Annotated in this window: 24 protein-coding genes; 11 read left to right on the top strand and 13 right to left on the bottom strand. The window is 65.5% G+C overall.

Annotation, left to right across the window (positions count from 1 at the left end):
- Positions 1-79: 79 nt before the first annotated feature.
- Entirely contained in the window at positions 80-502 is a 423-nt protein-coding gene (gene secG, locus KNJ79_RS08590) for a preprotein translocase subunit SecG (protein ID WP_089214354.1), read from the bottom strand.
- Positions 503-613: 111 nt separating this feature from the next.
- Entirely contained in the window at positions 614-1,120 is a 507-nt protein-coding gene (locus tag KNJ79_RS08585; RefSeq protein ID WP_317153592.1) for a DUF3237 domain-containing protein, read from the bottom strand.
- Between the two features lie 126 nt (positions 1,121-1,246).
- Here KNJ79_RS08585 and KNJ79_RS08580 point away from each other — a divergent pair, with 126 nt between their 5' ends.
- On the top strand, positions 1,247-3,484 hold the full coding sequence (locus tag KNJ79_RS08580) for a TonB-dependent receptor (protein ID WP_317153591.1): 2,238 nt from the start codon (positions 1,247-1,249) through the stop codon (positions 3,482-3,484).
- A gap of 2 nt (positions 3,485-3,486) precedes the next feature.
- Positions 3,487-4,218 carry a glutathione S-transferase N-terminal domain-containing protein gene (locus tag KNJ79_RS08575; RefSeq protein ID WP_317153590.1) on the top strand — a complete coding sequence of 244 codons (732 nt, stop codon included), beginning with the start codon at positions 3,487-3,489 and terminating at the stop codon, positions 4,216-4,218.
- Positions 4,219-4,239: 21 nt separating this feature from the next.
- Here the strand turns inward: KNJ79_RS08575 and KNJ79_RS08570 are convergent, their stop codons facing one another.
- Positions 4,240-5,007: an SDR family NAD(P)-dependent oxidoreductase gene (locus KNJ79_RS08570; RefSeq protein WP_317153589.1), complete on the bottom strand. Its 768-nt coding sequence runs from the start codon at positions 5,005-5,007 to the stop codon at positions 4,240-4,242.
- Between the two features lie 108 nt (positions 5,008-5,115).
- Between KNJ79_RS08570 and KNJ79_RS08565 the strand changes: the two genes are divergently transcribed.
- From KNJ79_RS08565 to KNJ79_RS08545, 5 genes are all read left to right on the top strand, one after another.
- Positions 5,116-6,411: a spinster family MFS transporter gene (locus KNJ79_RS08565; RefSeq protein ID WP_317153588.1), complete on the top strand. Its 1,296-nt coding sequence runs from the start codon at positions 5,116-5,118 to the stop codon at positions 6,409-6,411.
- Between the two features lie 28 nt (positions 6,412-6,439).
- Positions 6,440-6,835: a nuclear transport factor 2 family protein gene (locus KNJ79_RS08560; protein WP_317153587.1), complete on the top strand. Its 396-nt coding sequence runs from the start codon at positions 6,440-6,442 to the stop codon at positions 6,833-6,835.
- A gap of 11 nt (positions 6,836-6,846) precedes the next feature.
- Complete coding sequence (locus KNJ79_RS08555) at positions 6,847-7,494, top strand: carboxymuconolactone decarboxylase family protein (RefSeq protein ID WP_317153586.1); 648 nt, start codon at positions 6,847-6,849, stop codon at positions 7,492-7,494.
- A 67-nt stretch (positions 7,495-7,561) separates the two neighbouring features.
- Positions 7,562-8,185, top strand: a complete 624-nt coding sequence (locus KNJ79_RS08550) for a glutathione S-transferase family protein (RefSeq protein WP_317153585.1) — start codon at positions 7,562-7,564, stop codon at positions 8,183-8,185.
- Positions 8,186-8,204: 19 nt separating this feature from the next.
- A complete protein-coding gene (locus tag KNJ79_RS08545) occupies positions 8,205-8,798 on the top strand; it encodes a VOC family protein (RefSeq protein WP_089214347.1) in 594 nt (197 codons plus the stop codon).
- A gap of 324 nt (positions 8,799-9,122) precedes the next feature.
- Here the strand turns inward: KNJ79_RS08545 and KNJ79_RS08540 are convergent, their stop codons facing one another.
- Positions 9,123-10,688 (bottom strand): long-chain-fatty-acid--CoA ligase, encoded by a 1,566-nt coding sequence (locus KNJ79_RS08540; protein WP_317153584.1) that lies wholly within the window; start codon positions 10,686-10,688, stop codon positions 9,123-9,125.
- A 51-nt stretch (positions 10,689-10,739) separates the two neighbouring features.
- Between KNJ79_RS08540 and KNJ79_RS08535 the strand changes: the two genes are divergently transcribed.
- The gene (locus KNJ79_RS08535; RefSeq protein ID WP_394357160.1) at positions 10,740-11,828 is read left to right on the top strand and encodes a 5-methyltetrahydropteroyltriglutamate--homocysteine methyltransferase; all 1,089 of its coding nucleotides are present in this window, start codon (positions 10,740-10,742) and stop codon (positions 11,826-11,828) included.
- Positions 11,829-11,930: 102 nt separating this feature from the next.
- Here KNJ79_RS08535 and KNJ79_RS08530 read toward each other — a convergent pair whose 3' ends face one another.
- The 6 genes from KNJ79_RS08530 to KNJ79_RS08505 all read right to left on the bottom strand — a co-directional run bounded on the left by KNJ79_RS08530 (position 11,931) and on the right by KNJ79_RS08505 (position 18,731).
- Positions 11,931-12,623 (bottom strand): alpha/beta fold hydrolase, encoded by a 693-nt coding sequence (locus KNJ79_RS08530; protein WP_317153582.1) that lies wholly within the window; start codon positions 12,621-12,623, stop codon positions 11,931-11,933.
- Between the two features lie 109 nt (positions 12,624-12,732).
- Positions 12,733-13,653 carry an NAD(P)-dependent oxidoreductase gene (locus tag KNJ79_RS08525; protein ID WP_317153581.1) on the bottom strand — a complete coding sequence of 307 codons (921 nt, stop codon included), beginning with the start codon at positions 13,651-13,653 and terminating at the stop codon, positions 12,733-12,735.
- Positions 13,650-14,948, bottom strand: a complete 1,299-nt coding sequence (gene eno, locus KNJ79_RS08520; protein ID WP_317153580.1) for a phosphopyruvate hydratase — start codon at positions 14,946-14,948, stop codon at positions 13,650-13,652. Before eno ends, KNJ79_RS08525 begins: the two co-directional genes overlap by 4 nt.
- The gene (locus KNJ79_RS08515) at positions 14,945-15,925 is read right to left on the bottom strand and encodes a phosphotransferase family protein (protein WP_317153579.1); all 981 of its coding nucleotides are present in this window, start codon (positions 15,923-15,925) and stop codon (positions 14,945-14,947) included. The genes eno and KNJ79_RS08515 overlap by 4 nt, the downstream gene beginning before the upstream one ends.
- Positions 15,926-17,053 (bottom strand): alpha/beta hydrolase, encoded by a 1,128-nt coding sequence (locus KNJ79_RS08510; RefSeq protein WP_317153578.1) that lies wholly within the window; start codon positions 17,051-17,053, stop codon positions 15,926-15,928.
- 43 nt (positions 17,054-17,096) lie between these two features.
- Positions 17,097-18,731 carry a long-chain-fatty-acid--CoA ligase gene (locus tag KNJ79_RS08505; protein ID WP_317153577.1) on the bottom strand — a complete coding sequence of 545 codons (1,635 nt, stop codon included), beginning with the start codon at positions 18,729-18,731 and terminating at the stop codon, positions 17,097-17,099.
- A 177-nt stretch (positions 18,732-18,908) separates the two neighbouring features.
- Between KNJ79_RS08505 and KNJ79_RS08500 the strand changes: the two genes are divergently transcribed.
- Positions 18,909-19,367: a MarR family winged helix-turn-helix transcriptional regulator gene (locus tag KNJ79_RS08500; protein ID WP_317153576.1), complete on the top strand. Its 459-nt coding sequence runs from the start codon at positions 18,909-18,911 to the stop codon at positions 19,365-19,367.
- Here the strand turns inward: KNJ79_RS08500 and KNJ79_RS08495 are convergent.
- Both KNJ79_RS08495 and KNJ79_RS08490 read right to left on the bottom strand, forming a co-directional pair.
- Complete coding sequence (locus tag KNJ79_RS08495) at positions 19,364-19,939, bottom strand: NADPH-dependent FMN reductase (protein WP_089214337.1); 576 nt, start codon at positions 19,937-19,939, stop codon at positions 19,364-19,366. The two genes, KNJ79_RS08500 and KNJ79_RS08495, sit on opposite strands and share 4 nt — an antisense overlap.
- Positions 19,940-20,010: 71 nt before the next feature.
- A complete protein-coding gene (locus KNJ79_RS08490; protein WP_089214336.1) occupies positions 20,011-20,517 on the bottom strand; it encodes a MarR family winged helix-turn-helix transcriptional regulator in 507 nt (168 codons plus the stop codon).
- A 187-nt stretch (positions 20,518-20,704) separates the two neighbouring features.
- On the opposite strand from KNJ79_RS08490, the gene leuD reads away from it, so the two are divergent.
- Positions 20,705-21,289, top strand: coding sequence for a 3-isopropylmalate dehydratase small subunit (leuD, locus tag KNJ79_RS08485; protein WP_317153575.1), 585 nt, complete (start codon positions 20,705-20,707; stop codon positions 21,287-21,289).
- Between the two features lie 178 nt (positions 21,290-21,467).
- Here the strand turns inward: leuD and leuC are convergent, their stop codons facing one another.
- Entirely contained in the window at positions 21,468-22,895 is a 1,428-nt protein-coding gene (gene leuC / locus KNJ79_RS08480; protein ID WP_317153574.1) for a 3-isopropylmalate dehydratase large subunit, read from the bottom strand.
- 293 nt (positions 22,896-23,188) lie between these two features.
- Here leuC and KNJ79_RS08475 point away from each other — a divergent pair, with 293 nt between their 5' ends.
- Positions 23,189-25,534 (top strand): TonB-dependent receptor, encoded by a 2,346-nt coding sequence (locus KNJ79_RS08475; RefSeq protein WP_317153573.1) that lies wholly within the window; start codon positions 23,189-23,191, stop codon positions 25,532-25,534.
- Positions 25,535-25,598: the final 64 nt, after the last annotated feature.

Raw genomic sequence — 25,598 nt, 5'->3', positions numbered from 1 at the left:
GACGGCGCAAGCCGTCGAATCACATGCGGCGAAATATTTTCTGCCGCGCGGGGTGGAGCCGAAGGTGCGAGCCGCCGGCCTATTGCTTTGCGGGAGCGCTCTCTGCCGGCGCCTCAGCGGGCTGGTTCGCCGCCGCTGCTGCGGCGGCGAGCGGATCGTCGCTTGCCGGTGCCTGCGCCGGTGCCGCGCCGGTGAGCGAGCCGCTCGCGCTGCCCGACTGCTGCTGCGCGGTCTTCGACAGCGACGTGTCGATCGTCGAACCGCTGCGCCCGACCGAGGCCATCGCCGCGAGCACGATCGAGAGGCCGACGAACAGCGTCGCGAGGACAGTCGTCGCGCGGGTCATGAAGTCCGCCGCACCGCGCGCCGAAAGCAGGCCCGCCGGGCTGCCGCCGACGCCCAGGCCGCCGCCTTCCGACTTCTGCATCAGGATGACGCCGATCATCGCCGCCGCGATCACGGCCTGGACGACGAGCAGGAAGGTGAAGAGACTGGACATCATATTTCCCGAAAAGCTGTGCGGCCCCTAAAACGGACCGCGCTCGCGGGGCACATAGAGACGAAGGCGCGCGGCTTCAAGCGCGAAGCGCTTCGGACGTCGCCGACGCGGACATCAAAGAATTTCGTGGAGGACGTGGCGCACCCCGAAATCGGTGCGTTCGCCGACGCCGACCGCCAGGAGACCGTTGAGCCAGCCATATTCGGCGCTCGCGGTTTCGAAAACGGGGGCGATTCGCAGATAATAGCGCGACGGGTCCGCGTCGGGCCGGCCTGGATCGGCGAAAGTCGCCCGGACGTCGTCGGGGATCACGCTGCGCCCCGTGTAGGAGAGATAGATGAGCTCGCCATCGTCGGTCTGCCACACCGCGCGCGCATCGAAGGTGCCGACCGAAGCCGCGTCGCCGAGCCGTCCGCCGCGCGACCAATTGCCGCCGCCCGGCAGGACCACACCATTGATTCGCGGCCCGAAAAACCGCCCGCCGCTGATATAGCCGAGCCGGTGATCGCCGAAGGGCGATGCGCCGAGCGCCACGATTCCGCCGCCGACTTCGAACTCGACCGTGCAAAGATAGCGGCTCGCGAGAGCAGCGGCCGGGCCACCAAATTTTTCATCGTCCATCTTGCGAATCCCCTTCCAATGCTATGGACAGCATAAAACCATTAGTATACTAAGGGTCAATCAGATTGACGGATCGGGACCCGCATCCCGGTAACGCCGACACCATAAGGATAGGGAGGGTTCCAGATGAAGGCTCTGAACAGGATTCTGCTGTCGGGCGCCGCGACGGGCGCGATGCTGATGGCGGCCGCCCCGGCGATGGCGCAGGACGCCGCGGCGGACGCACCGCTCGCGCAGCAAGACAATGCCAACGAGATCATCGTCACCGCGCAAAAGCGCGAGCAGAGCCTGCAGGACGTGCCGATCTCGATGGAAGTGGTCAGCGGGCAAAAGCTCGCCGACTTCAACTCGAACGACATCAAATCGGTGATGAACTACACCCCGAACGTCTTCGTTCAGTCGACCGCGGGCAATGACGTCATCTATATTCGCGGCTTCGGCTCGCCACCGGCCAATTTCGCCTTCGACCAGTCGGTCTCGCTCTATGTCGACGGCGTCTATGCCGGCCGCTCGCGCCAGGCGCAGGCGCCCTTCTTCGACCTTCAGCGCGTCGAGGTACTGCGCGGCCCGCAGGGCGCCTTGTTCGGCAAGAACACCGCTGCGGGCGCCGTCAGCGTCGTGTCGGCCGGCCCGACGAGCACGCCCGAAGGCGAGTTTACCGCGCTCTATAATTTCGACCAGAAAGGCGTCGACGTCTCGGGCTATGTTTCGGGACCGATCAGCGAGACGCTGAGCGCGCGTCTCGCGTACAAGATCGTCCAACAGGACGGCTATATCTATAATCGCGCGACCGATCACGACGATCCCGAAATCCGCCAGCAGCTCGCGCGCCTGACGCTCAGATGGGAACCTTCGACCGACTTCGATTATACGGTGAAGGCCGAATATGCGAACAAGGACGTGATCGGCGGCATCACCGTGTCGAGTCCGCTCGACAGCCCGCAGGACCCGCACACCAACCGCTACCTCGAACGCTCGGCGCTCGGCGACGAGGGAACGCAGACCGAGTCGGTCATGCTGTCGGGCACCGGCAATATCGCGCTCGGCGATTATACGCTGACCTCGGTGACCGGCTACAGCTGGTTCAACGCCAATATCGTCAACGGTTTCGACCAGACGATCCCGAACAGCGGCGGCGCGGTAACCAACAATTCGGTTTACAACAGCTTCCCCGAACGCTTCGACCAATTCTCGCAGGAACTGCGCATCCTGTCGCCGACGGGCCGCACCTTCGAGTTCATCGCCGGCGTCTATTACGACCATTCGAACTACAGGCTCGATCAGCTCCAGGGCTTCGACATCGAGGATCTGTTCGGCAGCCCCTATTTCGGCCGCATCGACAGCCGGTTCAAGCAAAAGGCCGAAAGCTGGTCGGTGTTCGGCCAGGGCACGCTGAACATCACCGACGCCTTCCGGGCGATCGGCAGCCTGCGTTATACGCACACGAGCAAGGACGGCAGCTTCGCCTCGCACCTCGTCTATGGTCCGTTCGCGATCCGTCCGATTTCGAGCGCCGAGGGTTCGATCAGCGAAGGCAATGTCGATCCTTCGATCACACTGCAATATGACATCGCGCGGCAGGTGATGCTCTATGCGACCTATGGCCGCGGGTCGAAGTCGGGCGGCTTCGTATCGAACACGCTCGGCACCACCGACGCCACCTTCACCTTCGAGCCCGAACGCTCGACCAACTATGAAGCGGGTATCAAGTCGACGCTGGCGGGCGGCGCGGTCGTCGCGAACCTGTCGGTCTACAAGACGCAGTTCAAGGATCTGCAGGTGTCGGTCTATCAGCCCGCGTCGTCGAGCTATCTGACCGGCAATGCAGCAAGCGCGACGTCGAAGGGCATTGAGGGATCGCTCAGCCTTTTCCCCTTCCGCAATTTCGACATCACCGCCTCGGGTGCCTATCAGGATATCAAATATGACGATTATCCTGGCGCGGCCTGCCTTGCGTCGCAGCCCGCGACCTGCACCCCGGCGACCAACAACCTCGCCGGTTACAGCCCTGCCTATACGTCGAAATGGACCGGCAGCGTCACCGCGCACGGCCGCATCGAATTTGCGAACGACCTGAAACTCGACATCACCGGCGTCGCCGCGGGCCGGTCGAAATATTTCGACTCCGACGACCAGAGCCCGATCTACGGCTTGCAGAAGGGCTATGTGAAGCTCGACCTGCGCGTTCAGCTCTCGGATCGGGACGAACGCTGGCATCTCGCGCTCGTCGGCAAGAATCTGACCAACGAACTCACGACGGGAAGCGCCTTCCGCCTGCCCTTCCCGATTACCTCGGTGTCGCGCGCGATCCTCTACCTGGAACCGGCGCGCAACATCTCGGTCGAGGCCGGGTTCAAATTCTGACGATGCCCACTGGTGCGGCCGCGATGATCGACGTCTATTTCACCCCGACCCCCAACGGCCACAAAGTCTCGATCATGCTCGAGGAGACCGGACTGCCCCACCGGTTGCTCAAGATGGACGTGCTCGCGGGCGACCATCTGACGCCCGAATATCGCCGCATCAACCCGAACGGGCGGCTGCCCGCGATCGTCGATCACGATCCCATCGGCGGCGGCGCGCCGCTGCCGGTGTTCGAGAGCGGCGCGATCCTGCTCTATCTGGCGGAGAAATCGCGACAATTGCTTCCCGAAAATCCACGCCGCCGCAGTCAGGCGCAGCAATGGCTGATGTGGCAGATGGCCAGTTTCGGCCCGATGCAGGGACAGGCGCATCATTTCATCCGCTACGCGCCCGAGGGACAGGGCTATCCCGTCGAACGCTATCGCAACGAGACGATCCGGCTGCTCCACGTTCTCGATGGCCGCCTGCGCGAAGCCGACTATCTGGCCGAGGAGTATAGCGTCGCCGACATTGCGACGTGGCCATGGGCGCGCGCGACTGGCGCGATCGGCCTTTCGCTCGAAGATTTCCCCGCCGTCGCGGCGTGGTTCGAACGGATCGCCGAGCGTCCCGCGGTCATCGCCGGAACCGGCGTCAAAAATGCCGCCAACCTGTCGAGCGCGCGCCCGGTGCTGACCGAAGAGCAATGGTCGAACCTGTTCGGCCAGAATATGCTCGCCGCGCCGACGCGCTGACCGCCTGGCGGGGGCGGCGCCTCAAACGGTGTCGGCGTGGCCCCACTGATAGTCGATCCTGCCCTCGAGCCGCCGGACGGCAACCCAGTCGCCGCCCGCCAGCCCGTCGTCCTCGATCAGCCGGATCACGCCGGCGGCAATATCCTCGGGTTCGCACGCCTCGTTGTTCGCGAGCACCTGCTTCATCCACTCGGACTTGCCGCCCGCGCCCGTGGTGTCGAGGATCGGCGTTGCGACGAGCCCCGGCAGCATCCCCGCGACACGGACATTGCATTCGTCCTTCAGGGGCGCGCAGCAGCGCGTGAACATCATCACCGCCGCCTTGGTCGTCGCATACATCGCGTCGTAGAATCCGGTGCCGAGCGCGACCGTCGATACGGTGTTGACGATCACCCCGCCCCCGCGCGCCTTCATCGCCTGCACCGCGATCTGCGTCGCCGCGACCAGCGAGGTCAGATTGACATCGACGATCCACCGGACCCGCGCCGCATCGACATCGGGGAATTGCGGCAGGCTCGATACGACGCCCGCATTATTGTGCAATATGTCGACATCGCCATGCGCCTTGAACCAGGCTTCGGTCGCCGGGATGTCGGAGAGGTCGAGCGCGTGCGCCGTCGCGCGGGCACCCTCCGCTTCGACGAGGTGCGCGGTTTCGGCAAGCGCCTCTTCCTTGACATCGACCAGCGCGATCTCGGCCACGCCGCGCGCCGCGAGCAGCACCGCGGTCGCGCGGCCGATGCCGCCTGCTGCCCCGGTCACGATCGCGCGCTTTCCCTTGATCTTCATCGCACTCTCCCATCTTGGTTTGCGTCCCATCGTAAAGCACATTGACAGATAAACTTAAATACCTAAGCATTTCCGAGGAACGAGAATCGCACCAATTTGGGGAGAGCCATGACGCAAGCCACCGCGATCGAAGCGGGCGCCGCGCCGTCCGGCCGCGCCATGACCGCGCGGCGCGGCGTCGCGCTGGCGATGCTGTTCCTCGTCGGCACGATCAACTTCGTCGACCGCCAGCTCCTGTCGGTGCTCGTCGAACCGATCCGCGCCGACATGCGGTTCAGCGACACGCAATTCGGCCTGCTCACCGGCCTTGCCTTCGCACTCTTCTATGCCGCGATGGGGGTGCCGGTCGCGATGATCGCCGACCGCTGGAACCGTGTGAAACTGATCGGCATCGCCTGCATCGTGTGGAGCGGCTTCACCGCCGCTTGCGGGCTGGTGTCGAATTTCTGGCAGCTCGCACTGATGCGCTTCGGCGTCGGCGCGGGCGAGGCGGGCGGCACCGCGCCCTCGCTTTCGGTGATCGCCGATCTCTATCCCCCCGACCGGCGCCCGCTCGCGATCGGCCTGTTCACGCTGAACGGCCCGTTCGGCGTCTTCGTCGGCGCCGCCTTCGGCGCGTGGGCGGCGGCGCACATCGGCTGGCGCCATGCCTTTCTGGTCATCGGCATCGTCGGCATCGTCGTCGCGCCGCTACTCATCTGGCTGGTGCGCGAGCCCGCGCGCGGCGCGATGGACACGGGCAGGCCCGCCGACGAAGCGCTACCCTTCGGCCAGAGCCTCGCGATGTTCGTCCGCCGCCGCTCGCTGCGCATGGTGATGATCGGCAGCGGGCTCGCCGCCTTCGTCAGCTATGGCATGCTCAACTGGATTCCCGCTTTCCTGATGCGGACGCAGGGGATGCCCCTCGACGCGATGGCGACCTGGTTCGCACCCGCCGCGGGCATCACGTTCGGCATTGGTATTTTGGGCGGCGGCTGGCTCGTCAGCCGTGCCGCGAAGCGATCGCCGCGCGCCTATGGGACGATTCCGGCGCTGGCGACCGCGATCCTGATCCCGACCTTCGCCGCTGCGCTGCTCGCGGGCAGCTGGCAGGTTTCGCTGGCGCTGATGCTCGTCCCGATGGCCGCCTGCACCGCCTATGTCGCGCCGGCGCTCGCGCTGGTCCAGAACCTGACCCCGCCGCGCAGCCGCGCGACCGCGGCCGCGGTGCTGATGCTGATGTTCAACATCGTCGGCCTCGGCCTCGGCCCGCTCTTCATCGGCATGGTCAGCGACGCGCTCAAGCCTGTGCATGGCGACGACAGCCTGCGCTGGGCGCTGATGACGATCCTGCCCTTCGCGCTCGCCGCTGGCCTCGCGCAATATGCGATGACGCGCCATCTCGAAAAGGATTTCGCCGAATGAACGGCAGCAGGCCAAGGGAGAAAGGCATATGACCGAACAGGACGACATCCGCGCGATGGCGACGCGCTTTTTCGACGCGATCGAGGCGGGCGACATCGAAACCATGCAAAGCAGCTTCGCCCCCGACGCCGCGATCTGGCACAACACCGACGAAAAGATCGTCACGCCCGCGCAGACCGCACAGACGCTGACCGGCATGGTCGCGCGGATCAAGGATCGCGAATATGCCGACCGCCGGCTGATCACCTTTCCCGGCGGCTTCGTCCAGCAGCATGTGCTGAAGGGAAAGCGCGTGCAGGACGAGGTCGAGGTGCGCCTGCCCTGCGCGATCGTCTGTGCGGTCAAGGACGGCAGGATCACCCGCCTCGACGAATATTTCGATAGCGCCCACGTCGCCGCCTTTCGCAAATATGCCGACGCCTGAGGAGTAAAGATATGCCCGTGTTGCGCCAGGTGCCCCGCGCCGACGTCACCGACGAAACCGTCCTCGCCTATTACCAGCGCCTGTTCGGCGACCGCGATCCGGTGGCCGAGCCCGGCACCGCGACCGGCACGCCCGGCGACTGGTGGACCGTCTACGCGCTGTCGCCCGACATCTTCAAACATGCGGTCGACGGCTTCGCCGTCTATCGCAACCCCGCGCGCTCGATCGACCCGGTGCTGCGCGAGCTCGGCCAGACGCGCGCCGGCTGGGTGAAGGGCAGCCAGTTCGTCTTTTCGCAGCATTGCAAGTCGCTGCGCGGCCTCGGCGTCAGCGAGGAGAAAATTGCGGCGGTTCCTTATTGGACGGTCGCCGAATGCTATAACGATCAGGAGCGCGCGGTACTCGCCTATGCCGACTGCCTGAGCCTGGCGGGCGGGCGCGTTCCGACCGAAGTGTTCGACAAGCTCAAGAGCTTCTGGACCGACGAGCAGATTTTCGAATTCACTTACATCACCTGCCTCTACGACATGCATGCGGTGATCACCCGCGCCTTGCGCATGGAATATGACGCACGCGAAGACCCGATCGTCGAGGTCGCGGCGCCCGAAGGCTTCGATGCCGCCGACTTCCTGAGCGCGCCGCGATCGAAGTCCGAATGAGGATAGACTCAAACCGTCAATCTAATTGACAGTTCGCGTTCGATCCGATAGAAGGATCACCGAGAGGATGGCCATGAAATTCTATAATTCGGTCGGCCCCAATCCCCGCGTCGTGACGATATTCATGGCGGAAAAGGGAATCGAACTGCCGCAGGTCGAGGTCGATCTGCGCGGCGGCGAGAACCGGCGCGCACCCTATAACAGCGAGGTCAATCCCGCGGGGCAGACGCCGGCGCTCGAACTCGACGACGGCTCGGTGCTCACCGAGATTACGGCGATCTGCGAATATCTCGAGGAACGCTTCCCCGACCCGGCGCTCATCGGCACGACGGCGGAGGAGCGCGCGAAAACCCGCATGTGGACGCGCCGCGTCGACCTCAAGATCTGCGAGCCGCTGACCAACGGCTTCCGCTTCGCCGAAGGCCTGCCGCTGTTCGAACCGCGGATGCGCTGCCTTCCCGAAGCCGCGGCGGGGTTGAAGGCGGTCGCGCAGGACGGGCTCAAATGGCTCGACCCGCTGATCGCCGGCCGCGACTATATCGCAGGCGACCGGCTGACGCTTGCCGACATCATGCTCTTCGCCTTCCTCGATTTCGGCGCGGGCGTCGGTCAGCCGCTCGACCCCGCGAACAGGAATATACTGCGCTGGTTCGAAGGCATGAAGGCCCGGCCGAGCGCCAATCCCGGCTAAGACGCAAAGGAGACGGACGATGGCAGAAGCGAACAAGGAATTCGAATTTTGCGGGGTCAACCACCTCGCGCTGGTGTGCAAGGACATGGCGAGAACGGTCGAATTCTACCGCGACCTGCTCGGCATGCCGCTGACCAAGACGATCGACCTTCCCGGCGGCCGCGGCCAGCATTTCTTCTTCGACATCGGCAACGGCGACAGCCTCGCCTTCTTCTGGTTCAAGGGCGCGCCCGAGGCCGTCCCCGGCATTTCGGCGCCCGAAGCGCTGCCGACGCAGGGCAATTTCATGTCGGCGCACGGGTCGATGAATCATATCGCGATCAACGTTCCCGCCGAACGCTTCGATGAATATTACAACCGGCTCGTCGAAAAGGGCGTCAAGGTCACCAAGATCCTGAACCACGACAATTCGCCGACGCAGTCGTCGGACGAAGTGAACGACGACGTCTTCGTGCGCTCGGTCTATTTCTTCGACCCCGACGGCGTGTGCCTCGAGTTCGCCGCGTGGACCAAGGTGTTCGACGAAAGCGACGTCGCGCACGACCCCGTCCGCGCCGACGGCACCAAGGCCGAGGGCATGATCACCGGCCGCACCCCGGTTCCGGCGGAATAATTTCTCCTCTCGAGAAAGACCTGAGAGCCCGGCGTCCGCGCCGGGCTTTTTTTTGGTGACGGGATTCGGGCGAAGGCGGTCATTCGAGCCAATGGAATATAATGGCTGCTTGCGACCGAAAGCTGCCCTATTGATTATCGTCGCCCCGGACTTGATCCGGGGTCCACTAGGCGCAACGTTGGAAGAATGGATCCCGGATCAAGTCCGGGATGACGAACGGAATATGTGCATATGACGAACGGAATATGTGCATATTTGGGGTGATTATGATGCCGCCGCCCGAACGTCCGCATCTCACCCCAAAGCAGACTTTTTCCAAGCCCCCTACCCCACCGCCCGCTCACGCCCTTCCCAATAGGGGGCGCGCAGTTCGCGGCGCAGAACCTTGCCCGACGGATTTCGCGGCAGGGCGTCGATAATCTCGACGCTCTTCGGCGCCTTGTAGGCCGCGATGCGCTCGCGCGCCCAGGCGATCACGGCGGCGGGTTCGACGCTAGCCCCCGCGGCGGGAACGACCAGCGCCTTCACCGCCTCGCCCCATTTGTCGTCGGGGACTCCGATCACCGCGACGTCGGCAACGCCCGGACAGCCCATGATCGCGCTTTCGACCTCGGCCGGATAGACATTCTCGCCGCCCGACACGATCATGTCCTTGATCCGGTCGTGGACGAAATAGAAGCCGTCGGCGTCGCGATAGCCAACGTCGCCGGTGCGCAACCAGCCCTCGACCACCGTGCCCGCGGTCGCCTCGGCGCGGTTCCAATATTCCTTCATCACGATGTCGCCGCGAATCGCGATCTCGCCAATCTCGCCGTCGGCGAGCACCTGCCCGTCGCCACCAAGGATCGCCATCTCGGTCTGCGGCCATGGCTGGCCGCACGAGGTCAGCTTGCCCGGCAAATCATGCGCCGCGGGCGACAGATAGGAGCCGCCGCCCGAACTTTCGGTCATGCCGTAAAATTGCACGAAGTCGCAGCCAAAGGTCGCGCGCGCGCGCCGCAGCACATCCTCGGCGATCGGCGAGGCGCCATAGGCGATCGAGCGGAGCTCAGAATAATCACCCGCCTCCGCCTCGGGCTGCTGCAACATCATCTGGATCATAGCGGGCGCGAGGAAGGCGTGCGCGACGCGCTCGTCGGTCATCATACGGATCGCATCGCCGGCAGCGAAATCCTTGACGAGCACCAGCCGCCCGCCCTGCGCCAGCCCCGAGAAGCTGACGTTCGTTCCCGCGACGTGGAACAGCGGCATCACGATCATCACCGTCTCGTCCTCGCCATAGGCGAAGCCATCGACCTCGGTCGCCATTTCGAGGAAGCGGCGGTAATTTTTGTTGGCGAGGACGACGCCCTTCGGCCGCCCGGTCGTGCCGCTCGTGTAGAGCTGGAGCACGTCGTCGGAAAGTTGCGGCGTGTCGGCGGGCGTCGTCGCCGGGGCATCCGCCAGCCATGCGTCGAACGGTTCGAACGCGGGATGCGTGCCATAGAGCGCGATCAGGCGCGGCTTGCTGTCGAGATCGGCCACCGCCGCGAGCGCGCAGTCGAAGAAGTCCTCGCCAACGAAAAGCAGCTTCGGCGCCGCATCGCCGAGGATGAAGGCGACCTCACCCGGCGCGAGACGGCAGTTGATCGGCGCGAGGCAGCCGCGCGCCCGCGCGGTGCCGAAGAAGAGCGGATACCAGGCGTCATGGTTCCTGGTTAGCACCGATACCCGGTCGCCCGGTCCCACCCCCGACGCGATCAGTGCATGGGCGACACGGTTCGAGCGCGCGTCGAGCTCGGCAAAGCTCGTTTCGCGCACGCCGAATTTCACCGCGACGGCATTTCCCCGCTTTTTCGCCTGCGCCGCCGGGATGTCGGCCAGCGTCCTTATGGCGTCCAGATCGATCATTTCGCTCTCCCAACCTCAGTTTGATCTTGAATTAGATAGAATACTAAGCAAATGTTTGACCAGCCCCAAAATGCAAGAGGATCAGCCGTGTTCGACCATCCCATATTGCCCACGACGATCGTCGGAAGCTATCCCCAACCCGACTGGCTGATCGACCGCGAGCGGCTGAAGGCCAGCCTGCCGCCGCGCGTGCGCGCCGAAACGCTGTGGCGCATCCCTGCGCCGTGGCTCGCCGAGGCGCAGGAAGCCGCGACCCTGATGGCGATACGCGATCAGGAAGAGGTCGGCATCGACATCGTCGGCGACGGCGAGATGCGCCGCGAAAGCTATTCGAACCGCCTCGCGACCGCGCTGTCGGGCATCGACACCGAAAGGCACGGCACCGCGATCGACCGCACCGGCAATGCGAATCCGGTGCCGCTCGTCTCCGGCCCAATCCGCCGCGTCGCTCCGATCGAGGCGCAGGATGCGACCTTCCTCCGCCGCCATTCGACGAAGCCGGTCAAGCTCACCCTGCCCGGCCCCTTCACGATGACGCAGCAAGCCGAAAACGGCTATTATCCCGACGCACGGGCGCTCGCGATGGACTATGCCGACGCGGTCAATGCCGAGGTCAAGGACCTGTTCGCGGCGGGAGTCGATGTCGTCCAGCTCGACGAACCCTATCTCCAGGCGCGTGCCGATGCAGCGCAGGCCTATGCGATCGAGGCGATCAACCGCGCACTCGACGGCGTCGAGGGCACGACCGCGCTCCACATCTGCTTCGGCTATGCGATGGTCCATCATGGCGCGGGCGCGACGGGGCCCAAGCCCAAGGCTTATGATTTCCTCGCCGAACTCGAAGCGTCGGACATCGACGTGATCTCGATCGAGGCGGCGCAACCCGGGCTCGACCCCGCGATCCTCGCCGAATTGCCGACCAAAACGATCATGTACGGTGTTCTCGACCTGTCGATCCCCGAAGTCGAAACCCCCGAGGTCGTCGCGGGCCGCATCCGCGAGGCGCTACGCCATGTCGATGCCGAGCGGCTGTGGATCGCCCCCGACTGCGGCATGAAATATCACAGCCGCGCGCATAGCCTGGCGAAGCTGAAGGCGATGGTCGACGGAGCGGCGCTGGTGCGCGCGGAGCTGAAATAATCGAAGCTTCAATAAATTTGTCATCTCCGCGAAAGCGGGGATCCAGGGCCGGGTCAACCGGCGCACGCTCTGGATTCCCGCTTTCGCGGGAATGACAGGAAATTATTGATCGACGAATTCCGTCAGCAGCGGCACCACGGCCTCGGGCGCCTCGACGGTCGGCAGATGCCCTGCCCCCGCGATCACCTCCAACCGCGCTCCCGTGATCGCTTCCAAAATCTCCTCATGGTGCGCACGGCTCGTGATGCCGTCCTTCTCGCCCCAGATCAGCAAGGTCGGCACGGCAATTTCGCCGAGCCGCGGGCGGCTGTCGATGCGGGCCATGATTGCGCGCTGCTGCGCGAGGAAGGTTTCGGCGCCGGTCTCTGCCGCCATTCGCCGAGCCAGGCCGAGCAGCGCCGCGTCGCCGCGCTTTTCCTCGGGGAACAGGATCGGGATGCGCTCCTCGACCACCTGATCGAAACGACCATTTTCCACGAGGTCGATATAGCCCTGCCGCCGCGCGGTCTGGGCCGGGCCGTCGGCCGAGGCGAGCGTCGAAATCAGCGCGAGCTTCGCGACGCGCTCGGGCGCGCGGCGCATCACCTCGAAGGCGACGAAGCCGCCCATCGCGTGCGCGACGAGCGCGAATTTCGGCGGCGCATCGTCGAGCAGGCGCTGCGCGAAACCCTCGATCCTGTCGTCGCTGCGATTATCGGCGACGATCACCTCGCGGTCGCCCCACGCGTCGAGCAGCGGTTGCCATACGGCTTCGGTCAAAAGCTGGCCGGTGACGAGGACGATGGGGAGAGTCATGATCAGAAATTCCTAGCTTGCTCGTCATTGCGAGCGAAGCGAAGCAATCCAGAGCGGTTTACGCGCAGGCTGGATTGCTTCGCTTCGCTCGCAATGACGGAACATCATTTTATACCACCCGATGCAACAAGGGTTCGCCCGCCTCGAGCCGGCGGATATTTTCGTGCGCGACCGTCAGGCTGCGGACGAGCGTTTCGGGCGTCAGCCACGCGATATGCGGTGCGAGCACGACGTTCGGCAGGCCGAGCAGCGGATTGCCGCGCGGCAGCGGCTCCTCGCCGAACACGTCGAGCCCCGCGCCGCGCAAATGCCCCGTGGAGAGAGCACGCACGAGTGCGGCCTCGTCGACCAGCTCGCCGCGCGCGCTGTTCACCAGCACCGCCCCCTTCTTCATCGCGAACGGGTCGATCGCCCCGCGCGTCTCGTCGGTGAGCGGCATGTGGAGCGACACGATGTCGCTCTGCGCAAGCAAGCGATCGAGCGGCAAATACTGATAGGGCAACGCCTTTTCGCTGCGCGCCGTATAGACGATTTTCGCCCCCAGCGCCGCGAGCACCGGTGCCAGCCGCTGCGCCGAATTGCCGAAGCCGACCAGCCCGACGGTGCGCCCCGCAATCTCGCCGACCGCATCGAGTTCGGACGGATCGGCGGCCCATCCCTCGCCCGCGCGGGTGCGCGCGTCGAAGAAGCAGGTGCGGCGCAACACCGCCATCATCAGCGACAGCGCCATTTCGGCGACCGCCTGGCTGTTGGTGCCGGGCATGTTGCATACCGCGACCCCCGCCTCGCGCGCCGCGTCGAGCGCGATCGTATTCACTCCGACACCGAGCTTCTGGATCAACCTGAGCTCGGGCGCCGACGCGATGAACTCCGCCGTCACCGGCGTCAGCACATGCAATAGTGCGGTAATTTCGGAAGCCACCGCGTCGAGCGGGGCTGCCTCGTCGACATGGACGACCGTGCCGGCGCCGAAGATCGCATCGACGGCCTCGCGAAAGCCGGGGCTTGGGCGGGCGTGGAGGACGATCATGCCGCCACCCGCCCGATCGATCCGGCAAAGGCCGAGAAGCCCGCGAACTCCGCGTCGGCGCCCATCGCTTCCTCGATCCGCAGCATCTCGTTCCACTTCGCCATCCGCTCGGAACGGGTGAAGCTGCCGACCTTCAATTGCCCCGCGTCCCAGCCGGTCGCGAGATGTGCGATGGTGACGTCCTCGCTCTCGCCCGAACGCGCCGACACGATCGTACCCCAGCCGCGCTGCGCGGCGGCGTCGAGCGCCGCCTTCGCCTCGGTCACCGTGCCGACCTGGTTGACCTTGATCAGCGCCGCATTGCACACCGCCGCCTCGCCCGCGCGCGCGACCCGCGCCGCGTCGGTGACGAGCACATCGTCGCCGATGATCTGCACCCGCTCGCCGATCGCTGCGGTCACCGCCGCCATCGTCGCCCAGTCGTCCTGTCCCGCCGGGTCCTCGATCGACAGGATCGGATAGCGCCCCGCCCATTCGACGATCCGCGCCGCCATGTCCTCGCCCGACAGGCGCCGGTCGTCGAGCGCGAGGCGGTAACCCGACGCGTCGCCGAACTCGTTCGCCGCGATGTCGAGCGAGATGAAGACATCCTCACCGGCGCGATGTCCGCTCGCCTCGATCGCCTGCGTCAGCGTATCGAGCGCGTCCTCGTTCGACGCGAAATTGGGCCACCAGCCCCCCTCGTCGGCGACCCCCGACAGCGGCCCCTTCACCTCCATCAACCGGCCCGCCGCGCGATAAACGTCACCCGTGATCTCGAGCGCGCGGCGGAAACTGCCGGCATTGGGGCACATCACCATGAAATCCTGCACGTCGGTGCGCCGACCGGCGTGCGCGCCACCGCCGAAAATCTGGATTTCGGGAAGCGGGATGCGCACCGCCTTTCCGCCCGCCAGATAGCGCCACAAGGGCTCGCGTGCGTCCGATGCAGCGGCATGGAGCACCGCCATCGACACCGCGACGACGGCATTGGCGCCGAGCCGCGCCTTGTTCAGCGTCCCGTCGAGGTCGCACAGTGCCTTGTCGACCACCGCCTGGTCGCGCGCGTCCATGCCCGCGATAGCGCCGGCAATCTCGGCGCCGATCCCCGCGACCGCGCCATTGACGCCGAAGCCGCCGAACGCCGTGCCACCGTCACGCAGGTCGATCGCTTCATGCGCGCCGCGCGACGCACCCGCCGGCGCGATCGCGCGACCGACTGCGCCCGATTCGAGCGCGACCTCGGCCTCGACCGTGGGCCGCCCGCGCGAATCCCAGAGCTGGCGGCCGGTGACGGAGACGATACGCGAAGTCATTTCAAAGTCCTTTTCCAGTTGGCGACGAGCGCATCGAGCGCTGCGGGCGTCAAAAGCAGCGCGCGCGCCTGGTCGCGGACGATGCGCCGATGCTCGGGATCGGTCAGATAGGGTGCGGGCGACTTGCCCTCGACGCGCGCGAGCAGCAGCGCGGCGGTGAGCTTTCCGGCGCGAAGCAGCAAGCCTGCGGCCTCTTCCCAGCCGATGCCTTCGCGATAGGCGGCAACCATCGCCGTTGCCGCTTCGCGCAGCCGCGCATCGCCGAGCCACACCGCCTTCAACAACAGGTGCGTCGTACAGAAAGCCAGATCGAAGGCCGGGTCGCCATAGACGGCGCATTCGGCGTCGAGGAACACCGGGCCGTCGGCGGCGACGAGGATATTTTTCGGACTGACGTCGCCGTGGACGAGCGCGATCTTGCGGTCCGACAGATCCTCGGCGAGCGCGCGGAGCGCCGGCGCAAGTTCGGCATCATGCTCGGCGACATGGAGCAGGAAGGGATCGACGCGCAGCGCGCGAAACATCGCGTCGGTCGGAAAGGCTTCGCGGTCGGGGGTGCTATTCGCCGTCGCAGCATGCACCGCGGCGATCCGCGCGCCGACCGCCGCGGCAAAACCGGCATCGACGCGCCCAGCGATCAGTTCGTCCTTCCATACCGGCGCGCCGGGGAGGAAGCGCATCGCAAAGCCATAGCCGGGCAGTTCGGCGAGCACTTCGGGCACCATGCGCGGATCGACCGCGCGCGCGCGGCGCAGCCAGCGCACCTCGCTCGCGCCGCGCTCGACCGGCGCGTGCCAGTCGGCGGCGACGCGAAGCTGCTCGAGCGGGCGCTTGACCACGACCGGGCCGTCCACCGTCGCGACCTTCCACACGTCGCACGACACGCCACCGGTCAGCGGCTCGGGCACCGCGCCCTTCGCGACGGACAGCCCGGCGCCGCGCAGATCGTCGATGATGGCGGCACCCGCCGTTTCCACTTACAGCTTCTCCCTGATCCACGCGCCGACCAGATCGGCGGCGTTCCGGCGCTCTTCGATCGAATCCTCGAAATAATGCGCGCCCTTGATCAGTTCGAGTTGCTTGTCGGCCGAACCGAGGAAATCGAAGATCTTGCGGGCATCGCTCGGGAAGACGCCGGTGTCGGCCGTTCCCTGGACGACGAGCGCCGGCGTGTCGTGCTTCGCAAGGTGCGGCTGCCCCTGGCACGGCGAGGTTTCGAGGCTCCACATGTTGAGCCACGTCTTAATCGTGTTCGCGCGCCCGATGCTCGGGGTGCGGTTGGCGACCGCGGGGTCGCCGCGATAGCACCAGTTGGGCTTGCGGTCCGACGGGTCGATCGCCGGATCGACGCAGCGGATGTCGCCCCAGCAGCGGAACATCGGAAAGATGCGGTCGGGAATGCCCGCCGCGTTAAGGCGCACGAGTTCTGCCTTCGCCCAGTCGGTGATCCGCTGGTTGCGCGCGCGCTGTGCGGCGCGATATTTCGCGATGAACGCGTCCGAATAGGGCGGGCCATTGTCGGGGTTGAAGGGGTCGAGTTGGGGGTCGGTCAGCGTCGGATCATTCTCGTCGATCACCGACGCGTCCATCCAGTCGGTCAGCACCTCGGGCCGTCCCTGGTGCGCGTTGAAGCTGATATAGAGGTCGCCCTTGACGAGCTCAGCCAGCGCGTCCTGCCCCGCGGGCGGAAGGCGGTCGGTCAGGGTCGGCGCGATCGCTTCGGCCTGATAGGCGCCCATCAGCGAGCCGCCGCCCGAATTGCCGAGGATGACGATCGCCTCGACGCCGGCTTCTTCCTTCAGCCACTTCATGCCGACGCCGATGTCGAGAATCGCATGTTCGAGCAGGAACTGGTCCTCCATGCCGCGATAGCGCGTGTTCCAGCCGAGAAAGCCAAACCCCTGCCGCGCGAACCAGGGCGCGATATAATGTTCGGAGAAATCGACATTATAGTGCGTCGCGATGATCGCGACCTTCGGGCGCTTGCCGCTTTCGGTCCAATAGATGCCTTGGCACGGGTGTCCGCCCGCCTGAATCCGCGGTGCGGTCGGCGACACGCGGCCGATGAATTGCGCGTCCAGCCCTTCGATCCCGTTCGGGTCCATCAGTCTCTCTCCTGCTTGCAGTATTTCATCATCGGGGACCATGTCAGCGGCTCGCCTCGAACGGCAGCTCATAGCCCTCCAGCCCGACGCGGATCGCCTTCTTGTCGATCTTGCCGGTCGGGCCGAGCGGGATTTCTTCGACGAAGATGATGTCGTCGGGCATCCACCATTTGGCGATCTTGCCGTCGAGATAGGCCCTGAGATCGTCGGCGCAGGCGCTCGCGCCGTCCTTGAGCTGGCACAGCAGGATCGGCCGCTCGTCCCATTTCGGATGCGACACGCCCACCACCGCTGCAATCGCGACCGCCTCGTGACCCGTCGCGATATTTTCGATCTCGATCGAGCTGATCCATTCGCCGCCCGATTTGACGACATCCTTCGCGCGGTCGGTGATCTGCATATAGCCTTCGCCGTCGATCGTGCTGACGTCGCCGGTGTCGAAAAAGCCCTCGGCGTCGAGCACGTCGCCGCCCTCGCCGCCGAAATAGCCGCGCGCGATCGTCGGCCCCTTGATCATCAGCCGACCCGGCGTCCTGCCGTCGTGCGGCAGACGGTTGCCGGCATCATCGACCAGCTTCATTTCCAGCCCGCAGAGCAGCCGCCCCTGCTTGAGCTTATAGGCCATCTGTTCGGCATCCGACTTCGCGGCGACCGAGGCGTGCGGCACCGATACGGTACCGAGCGGCGAGGTTTCGGTCATCCCCCAGCCCTGGATGACGTCGACGCCATAATCGTCACGGAAGGTGCGGATCAGCGATTCGGGGCAGGCCGAACCGCCGATCGTCACGCGTTCGAGCGTGGTGAAGCGCTTGCCATTGTCCTGCATATATTGCAGCAGCATCTGCCACACCGTCGGAACCGCCGCCGAGTAAGTGACGCCCTCCGCCTCGATCAGATTATAGATGGATTCGCCGTCCATTCGCTGCCCCGGCAGCACGAGCTTCGCGCCGACCGCCGGCGCCGAATAGACGACGCCCCACGCATTGGCGTGATACATCGGCACGACGAGCAGCACCGTGTCGCGCGCCGACAGCGCGAGCGCGTCGCGCTGCAACGTCATCAGCGCATGGATATAGTTCGAGCGGTGCGAATAGAGCACGCCCTTCGGATTGCCCGTCGTGCCGCTGGTGTAGCACAGCCCGCATGCAGCATTTTCGTCGAAGCCGCCCCAAGCATATTCGGCCGAATGCCCGGCGATCCAGTCGTCGAACGCAACCGCATCGAAGCTGGTCTTCGGCAGCGAAGCGCGGTCGCAGAAAAAGATCACCTTCTCGATCGACGGCACCTGCGGCAACAGCTCCTCGACCAGGTCGGCGACCGCCGGATCGGCGATCAGCAATCGGTCCTCGGCATGGTTCGCGATATAGGCGATCTGTTCGAGGAACAGCCGCGGGTTGAGCGTGTGCAGCACCGCGCCCATTCCGGCGGCGCCGTACCAGGCGGCGAGGTGCCGGGCGCCGTTCCACGCCATCGTCGCGACCCGGTCGCCGGGCTTGATGCCCTCGGCCGCGAGCGCATTCGACACGCGTTTCGCATCGGCATGAACCTCGGCATAGGTCGAGCGGGCCACCCGTCCTTCGGCATCGCGCGACACGATTTCGCGGGCTCCGTGCCACGCCGCGGCATGGTCGAGGATGCGGTCGACCGTCAGCGGCACATTCTGCATCAATCCGTCCATGACGACGCGCCTCTCCCTTGCTTGCCTGCGGCCGATAGCGGCTCTCCCGTCAGAAAGATAGTATGCTAAGCATTTTGACTTTGCAAGAGCGCCGCGCCTTGCCTCGCTTCCCCCCTTCTTCTAGCGTTGCGCAGGTCGGCACCCGGCCCGACGTCAGGGGCTTATCGCGACAGCGTCATGCGGACCAATCAACTCATTATCGCGCTTTTCCAACGCTTCTGCTGGCTCGACGAAGGGCTGCAGGCGCGGCTTCACGACCGCGGGTGGCCCGACGTCAGCCGGCCGCAATCGATGGTGATGACCAATATCGTCAGCGGCATCGTGCGCCCGTCGGACATTGCGCGCAACCTCGGCGTGTCGCGCCAGGCGATCCACAGCACGATCGGCCAGCTCGTCGAGCTCGGCATCCTTCAGCTCGAGGTCGATCCGACCGACCGGCGCCACATGATAGCCTCGCTGACCGACCTCGGCGCCCGGATGCGCCGCGATGCGCAGCAGGCGATGGACGAGCTTGCCGAGCAGCTTGCCGACAAGCTCGGCCACGACCGCTTCGCCGCGCTGCTCGAAACGCTCGAGGCCGATTGGGGCGAGAATATCGCGCGAAAGGCGGAACCCGCCAAAGCGCGCGGCGGTTAGGCGGCGAGCACCCCCGCGACCTTGACCAGCCGCGCCGCCGTCATATCGACGAGCGAGGCGGGCAGCGCTTCCTTCAGGCTGCCGTCCTCTTCGAACCCCGCATGTGCGAGCGGCACGAGCACCTGCTCGGGGATCACGAGCATCTGGATCGTCGTCAATATCTGCCGCAGATGCATCAGCCCGCGCAGCCCGCCGAAAGGGCTGATCGACGCCGACATGATCGCCGCCGCCTTGCCGCGAAAGGCGGTCAGCGCGACGAGTCCTTCATCGCCCGTGGGACGCGAGGCCCAGTCGATCGCATTTTTGAGCAGCGCCGGCACCGATCCATTATATTCGGGCGAGACGATCAGCAGCCCGTCCTGCGCCGCGAGCAGTTCCTTGAGCGCCAGCGCATCGGCGGGAAAGGCGGTCTTTTCGAGATGATCCGAATAGATCGGCAGATCGAATGCGTCGAGATCGACCATGGTCACCGCCGCGCCATGCGCTTCGAGCCGCGCCGCCGCGAGGCGGGCGAGCGCCCGGTTATAGCTTCCCTCGCGCGTGCTGCCGGCGATCACGGCAATGCTGGTCATAGAGTCTCTCCGAACCAATGATTAGAATGCTAACCTGTTCGGGACGCTCCTGCAACGCCGCGTCGCCGCGATCAAGCCTTGATTTCGGACAGCACTGCGAGTTCGCGCGTCTCTTCGGCCAGATTGTCGATGACCCGGCGCATCAGCGCCTGCAGCGTCTCGACCTCGGCGTCGGTCATGCCGCGCGTCGCGACCTCGTGGATCTCCGCGTTCATCGGCGCGAGCACCAGTTCGAGCTTTTTTGCATGCGGGGTCAGATAGATGAAGGTCTTGCGGCGATCCTCCGCCGTCTTCTTGCGCGTGATCAGCCCGGCCTTCTCCAGCCCTTTCAGCGCGACGACGGTGGTCGGCTCGCGCATCCCGACACGCTCCGAAAGCTCGCGCTGGGTGATGCCGTCTTCGCGCCAGAGCTGGCGCAGAAAGCGCCATTGTCCGGCCGACACGTCATATTCGAGCGTCTTGCGCTCGAGCAGCCGCGAAAAGGACCGAAAGACGATGCGCGCCAGATAGCCGATGCTGTTGTCCGGATTGGTGTAATATTCGGCCGGATGCCGATAGCTTTGTTTTGCCTTGGCCAAACTCGTTCCCCTGCCACACGCTCGGCGGCAGCCTCTTTGACCTCCGCCCTGTAAATCTTAGAGCCCGAAGAATCAGGCGGCAACCTCCTTTCGTATGCAAACGCCGCGTAACGCGGCGTTTGCATTGGACAAATGCGCGTCGACCACATACTTAGGATACTAAGTTAATTGCAGGAATGCCCCGCCAGTGCAGAAATTCACCCGCGTCCGCGCGCCGGCCGCCCCCTTGCCGCTCGCCAATGTCGATACCGACATGATCATTCCCGCGCGCTACATGAAGGCGCTGACGAAAGACGGGCTCGGCAGGCATCTGTTCCAGGAGCTGCGCTATGCCGAAGACGGCCGCGAACGGCCCGACTTCATCCTCAACCACCCCATATGCCGGGCAGCGCAAATCCTGATCGCCGACCGCAATTTCGCCTGCGGATCGTCGCGCGAGCACGCCGCCTGGGCGCTGACCGATTTCGGCATCCGCTGCATCATCGCGCCGAGCTTCGGCGATATTTTCGCGGGCAATGCGCGCAAGAACGGGCTGCTGCTGATCCGCCTGCCCGACGCCATATGCGAGGGGCTTCGTCGCGACGTCGAGCGGTCGCAATATGCGCCGATCGAGGTCGACCTCGAGATGCAAACGATTCGCCTCGTTTCGGGCGAGACGCTGGCATTCGCGATCGACCCCGACGACCGGCGCGTCCTGCTCGAAGGCCTCGACGACATCGGCCGCACGCTGCGCCACAACGACGCGATCGCGCGGTTCGAAGAGGGGTGTTAGAGGGTTCGGATTCGGCGTGATTTGGGGTGGGGAGCAGACTGACTTCCCAACCATGAACCGTCGCCGCAGCGAAAGCTGGGGCCGCTGTCGGCCTGGCCTTTTGCTGCTGTGACGAGAGGATGGCGCCCCCAGCTTTCGCCGCGGCGACGGCTGGAAACGGCTCGATTCCAGACGCCTTCTATGTCCCATTCGCATCGAGCCCCGACGGATCGGCGATACACCCCGCAATCGCGCTCGCCGCCGCCAGCGCCGGGCTCATCAAATGGGTGCGCCCGCCGCGCCCCTGGCGATTCTCGAAATTGCGGTTCGAGGTCGAGGCGCAGCGCTCGCCCGGGTTCAGCCGGTCGGGATTCATCCCGACGCACAGCGAACATCCCGGCTCGCGCCAGTCGAAGCCGGCGTCGCGGAAAATCCGGTCGAGCCCCTCCTCCTCGGCCTGCCGCCTGACGAGCCCCGACCCCGGAACGACCATCGCGCGGACGTGACCCGCAACCTTTCGTCCGCTCGCCACCGCAGCCGCGGTCCGCAGATCCTCGATCCGGCTGTTGGTGCAGCTGCCGATGAACACCCGGTCGAGCCGCGTCCCGGCAATCGGCGCGCCCGGAGTCAGGTCCATATAGGCGAGCGCCCGCTCGGCCGCGGTGCGCGCGTCGGCGCCCGCGAGCGCGGCCGGGTCGGGAACCGTCCCGTCGATCGCGACGACCTGCGACGGATCGGTGCCCCAGCTCACCATCGGCCGCACCGCCGCCGCGTCGAGCCAGAGTTCATGGTCGAAAGACGCCCCCTCGTCGCTCGCAAGCTGCCCCCAGCGCCGCACCGCCGCGTCCCAGTCCGCGCCGGCGGGCGACGCGGGCCGCCCTTCGAGATAGGCAAGGGTCGTTTCGTCGGGCGCGATCAGCCCGGCCCGCGCCCCCATTTCGATGCTGAGGTTGCAGAGCGTCATGCGCCCTTCCATCGACAGCGCGCGGATCGCCTCGCCCGCATATTCGACGACATGCCCCGTCGCCCCGTCGACGCCCAGCGTGGCGAGGATGTGAAGTGCCAGATCCTTTGCCGAAACATCCGCCGGCAGCGCGCCGTCAACGACGATGCGCATATTGCGCGACCGGCGCTGGCGGATCGTCTGGGTCGCGAGCACATGCTCGACCTCGCTGGTGCCGATCCCGAAGGCGAGCGCACCGAAAGCGCCATGCGTCGAAGTGTGGCTATCACCGCACACGATCGTCATCCCGGGCTGCGAGCGCCCCTGTTCGGGGCCGACGACATGGACGATGCCGTTGCGCCGATCGCCCATGGCGAAACGCTCGATGCCGAAGCGGTCGGCATTCATCGCCAGCGCCTCGAGCTGCGCACGCGCCTGATCGTCGGCCACCGCTTCGGGGCCAGCCGCCTGCCCTTCGGTCGGGACATTATGATCGGACAATGCCAGCGCGCGCTCGGGCCGGCGCACCGCGCGCCCCGCCGCAGCAAGCGCGGCGAAGGCCTGCGGCGACGTCACCTCGTGCAGCAGGTGCAGGTCGACATAGAGCAGGGTCTCGCCCTCGTCCTCCGCCACCACATGCGCGTCCCAGATCTTGTCGTATAAAGTGCGTGCCGCCGCCGTCATCGGGCGCTCCCCCGTCGCGTTCCGAAGCGCCCCCAACGAGCCGATTCGGACTTTTTCAAAATACTTAGAGTTCTAACTTATATCGAGAGAGAGGTTCGGCGCGCAAGCGCGAATGAGCACCGCCGGCGAAATATACTTAGTAGTTGAAGTATTTTTTCGCTGTGCTACGAAATGCCCCGGGAGCGAGACGACTCAGTCCGCCGGATGCGCACGACAAGGGACAATCCCGCACGCGCCGGACGCGAAAGGCACAGGCCGCCAGGCGGCTCACTCCCGAAAGAAAATAGGGCCGGATGGCTAAGCGCATTTCCGCCGCGACGACGCGCGCGCGGGAAGCCGATGGCGTGCGGCCGGTTTGGGAGGACAGGATGAAGACCGGATTTCTCTTGGCTTCGGCGGGCGCGATCGCCCTGACCGCGAGCCCCGCACAGGCCCAGACGACCGACGCGGCCCCCGCCGGGGACGTCCCGGCGGCGGCCGAAGCCTCGCCCCATGGCGGCGACATCGTGGTCACCGCGCAGCGCCGCAGCGAAAGCGTGCAGGACGTCCCGATCGCGATCGCCGCGTTCAACAGCGAGATGGTCGAGGCGAGCGGCAGCACCAACATCACCAGCCTCAACGGCATTGCGCCCAATGTCGTGCTCCAGACGCAGGGCCTCGTCGCCAATGTGCCGATGATCGCGATCCGCGGCATGAGCACGTCCGACCCCGATCCCAACGCCGACCCCAAGGTCAGCACGATCATCGACGGCGTCTATATTCCCTTCGTGTCGAGCACGATGCTCGACCTGTTCGACGTCGAGCGCATCGAGGTGCTCAAAGGTCCGCAGGGCGTGCTGTTCGGCAAGAACAACCTCGCCGGCACGATCAACGTCGTCACGTCGCGCCCGGCCGACGATTTCGGCGGCGAGGTGCGGCTGACCGCCGGCTCGAACGGGCTCAAGCAGTTCCGCGGCAAGATCAATAGCGGCCGCTTCGCCGACGACGCGCTCGCCGCCAAGATCGCGGTCAATTTCCGCGATTATAACGGCTACAGCCGCAACGTCGTCACCGGAAACAGGCTCAACACCGCGAACGTCAAATCGGTGCGCGGCGCGCTCGATTATGACAAGGGCGGGCCGTTCACCTCGACCGTCGTCGTCGACTGGCTGAAGCAGAAGACCACGGGGCCCGCTCCGCACGTCCTCGACAATGGCGACCCCAATTGGGACCTCCTGCCCGACGAGGTGAAGACCGACATTCGCAAGTCGGCCGTGCCCTTCGATCCCTATGCCAACACCGAAACCTATGGCGGGTCGTGGAATTCGAACCTCGACGTCGGCTATGGCAGCATCGCGGCAGTGCTCGGCTATCGTCACCTGACCTATATCACGCGCGGCGATTTCGACGGGTTGATTACGCCAGTCCCGGGCCTCGACGTCACCCGCGACTTTTCGGGTGAATCGAAGAGCGCCGAGCTGCGCTATGTCTCACCCGAGGACGAGCCGGTCGATTTCGTGGTCGGCGCCTATTATCAGGCCGATAAATGGCGCCAGTTCAACACGGTGCTGGCGAACCCGACCACGACGACGCTCGCGCAGCTTCATCAGGACACCGAAAGTTACGCGCTCTTCGCGCTCGTCAACGCGCACCCGACCGAGCGGCTGACGCTGTCGGTCGGCGGCCGCTACAGCCACGACCGCAAGAAATACGACATCGCAACGCAGGTGCTGATCGGCGGTATCCAGCGCTCGTCATTCGAGAGCAGCCTCGAGAACAGCTGGTCCGAATTCACCCCGCGCCTGACGGTGGAATATAAGCTGTCGCGCGACGCGATGCTCTACGCCAATTATTCGCAGGGCTATAAGGCGGGCGGCTATAATTCGCGCGGCACGATCCCGGAGAATATCGGCCCCTATAACCCCGAACATGTGAATGCGTTCGAGGTCGGCGCGAAGACCGATCTGTTCGACCGCCTGCTTCGCCTTAACGTCGCGGGTTTCGTCAACAATTACCGCGACCTGCAAAGCGCCGTGACCAGGATGGGTGCGGTGCGGCCGGAAAATATCACCACCAACGTCGCCGCCGCAAAGATTTACGGGTTCGAGGTCGAGACGCTGCTGCGCCCTGCGCCGGGCCTGACCTTCGGCGCCAACCTCGCCTATCTCCACGCCCGCTACACCGATTTCTGCGCCGACACCGACGGGGTGTTCACCGACGGCTCGCCCGAGCCCGGCCAGTGCGCCCCGGCGATGCCGATCCTGATCAACGGCACGCCCAACGGCACCTTCGCGGTGCCGACCGATTCGACCTATCTCGAGCTCGCCAATGCGCCGAAATGGAGCGGCAGCCTGTCGGCCGACTATGCGATCCCGACCGGCTTCGGCGAGGTGAGGCTCCACGCCGACGGCCGCTATTCGGCGCGCTTCAACACCTGGGGCCGCAGCAACGATCCCGGCTATTATCGCAACGAGGTGATGCTGGTGAACGCGAGCATCGCGGTCGCGGGGGTCGACGACCGGTGGAAGGTCACCCTCTATGGATCGAACCTGACCGATCAGGACGTGATCTCGGGTGCGATCTCCGCCGGCGCGACGCCGATCCAGCAATATTATCAGCCGCCGCGCGAATTCGGGGTGGACGTCGCGTTCAAATTCTGACGCGATCCGCCCGCGGCGCGCTACGCTGCGCCGCGGGCTTTCCATTGAAACAGCCGTCAACCGG

This window comes from Sphingopyxis indica (genome assembly GCF_032879645.1).
Lineage (GTDB): Bacteria > Pseudomonadota > Alphaproteobacteria > Sphingomonadales > Sphingomonadaceae > Sphingopyxis > Sphingopyxis indica.
This window is presented reverse-complemented; position numbering and strand designations above follow the sequence as displayed.

What these genes read in the sequence shown, in the direction of transcription:
- secG (WP_089214354.1), bottom strand. Translation starts at nt 502, where the DNA reads ATGATGTCCAGTCTCTTCACCTTCCTGCTCGTCGTCCAGGCCGTGATC.
- KNJ79_RS08585 (WP_317153592.1), bottom strand. Translation starts at nt 1,120, where the DNA reads ATGGACGATGAAAAATTTGGTGGCCCGGCCGCTGCTCTCGCGAGCCGC.
- KNJ79_RS08580 (WP_317153591.1), top strand. Translation starts at nt 1,247, where the DNA reads ATGAAGGCTCTGAACAGGATTCTGCTGTCGGGCGCCGCGACGGGCGCG.
- KNJ79_RS08575 (WP_317153590.1), top strand. Translation starts at nt 3,487, where the DNA reads ATGCCCACTGGTGCGGCCGCGATGATCGACGTCTATTTCACCCCGACC.
- KNJ79_RS08570 (WP_317153589.1), bottom strand. Translation starts at nt 5,007, where the DNA reads ATGAAGATCAAGGGAAAGCGCGCGATCGTGACCGGGGCAGCAGGCGGC.
- KNJ79_RS08565 (WP_317153588.1), top strand. Translation starts at nt 5,116, where the DNA reads ATGACGCAAGCCACCGCGATCGAAGCGGGCGCCGCGCCGTCCGGCCGC.
- KNJ79_RS08560 (WP_317153587.1), top strand. Translation starts at nt 6,440, where the DNA reads ATGACCGAACAGGACGACATCCGCGCGATGGCGACGCGCTTTTTCGAC.
- KNJ79_RS08555 (WP_317153586.1), top strand. Translation starts at nt 6,847, where the DNA reads ATGCCCGTGTTGCGCCAGGTGCCCCGCGCCGACGTCACCGACGAAACC.
- KNJ79_RS08550 (WP_317153585.1), top strand. Translation starts at nt 7,562, where the DNA reads ATGGCCATGAAATTCTATAATTCGGTCGGCCCCAATCCCCGCGTCGTG.
- KNJ79_RS08545 (WP_089214347.1), top strand. Translation starts at nt 8,205, where the DNA reads ATGGCAGAAGCGAACAAGGAATTCGAATTTTGCGGGGTCAACCACCTC.
- KNJ79_RS08540 (WP_317153584.1), bottom strand. Translation starts at nt 10,688, where the DNA reads ATGATCGATCTGGACGCCATAAGGACGCTGGCCGACATCCCGGCGGCG.
- KNJ79_RS08535 (WP_394357160.1), top strand. Translation starts at nt 10,740, where the DNA reads ATGTTTGACCAGCCCCAAAATGCAAGAGGATCAGCCGTGTTCGACCAT.
- KNJ79_RS08530 (WP_317153582.1), bottom strand. Translation starts at nt 12,623, where the DNA reads ATGACTCTCCCCATCGTCCTCGTCACCGGCCAGCTTTTGACCGAAGCC.
- KNJ79_RS08525 (WP_317153581.1), bottom strand. Translation starts at nt 13,653, where the DNA reads ATGATCGTCCTCCACGCCCGCCCAAGCCCCGGCTTTCGCGAGGCCGTC.
- eno (WP_317153580.1), bottom strand. Translation starts at nt 14,948, where the DNA reads ATGACTTCGCGTATCGTCTCCGTCACCGGCCGCCAGCTCTGGGATTCG.
- KNJ79_RS08510 (WP_317153578.1), bottom strand. Translation starts at nt 17,053, where the DNA reads ATGGACCCGAACGGGATCGAAGGGCTGGACGCGCAATTCATCGGCCGC.
- KNJ79_RS08505 (WP_317153577.1), bottom strand. Translation starts at nt 18,731, where the DNA reads ATGGACGGATTGATGCAGAATGTGCCGCTGACGGTCGACCGCATCCTC.
- KNJ79_RS08500 (WP_317153576.1), top strand. Translation starts at nt 18,909, where the DNA reads ATGCGGACCAATCAACTCATTATCGCGCTTTTCCAACGCTTCTGCTGG.
- KNJ79_RS08495 (WP_089214337.1), bottom strand. Translation starts at nt 19,939, where the DNA reads ATGACCAGCATTGCCGTGATCGCCGGCAGCACGCGCGAGGGAAGCTAT.
- leuC (WP_317153574.1), bottom strand. Translation starts at nt 22,895, where the DNA reads ATGACGGCGGCGGCACGCACTTTATACGACAAGATCTGGGACGCGCAT.
- KNJ79_RS08475 (WP_317153573.1), top strand. Translation starts at nt 23,189, where the DNA reads ATGGCTAAGCGCATTTCCGCCGCGACGACGCGCGCGCGGGAAGCCGAT.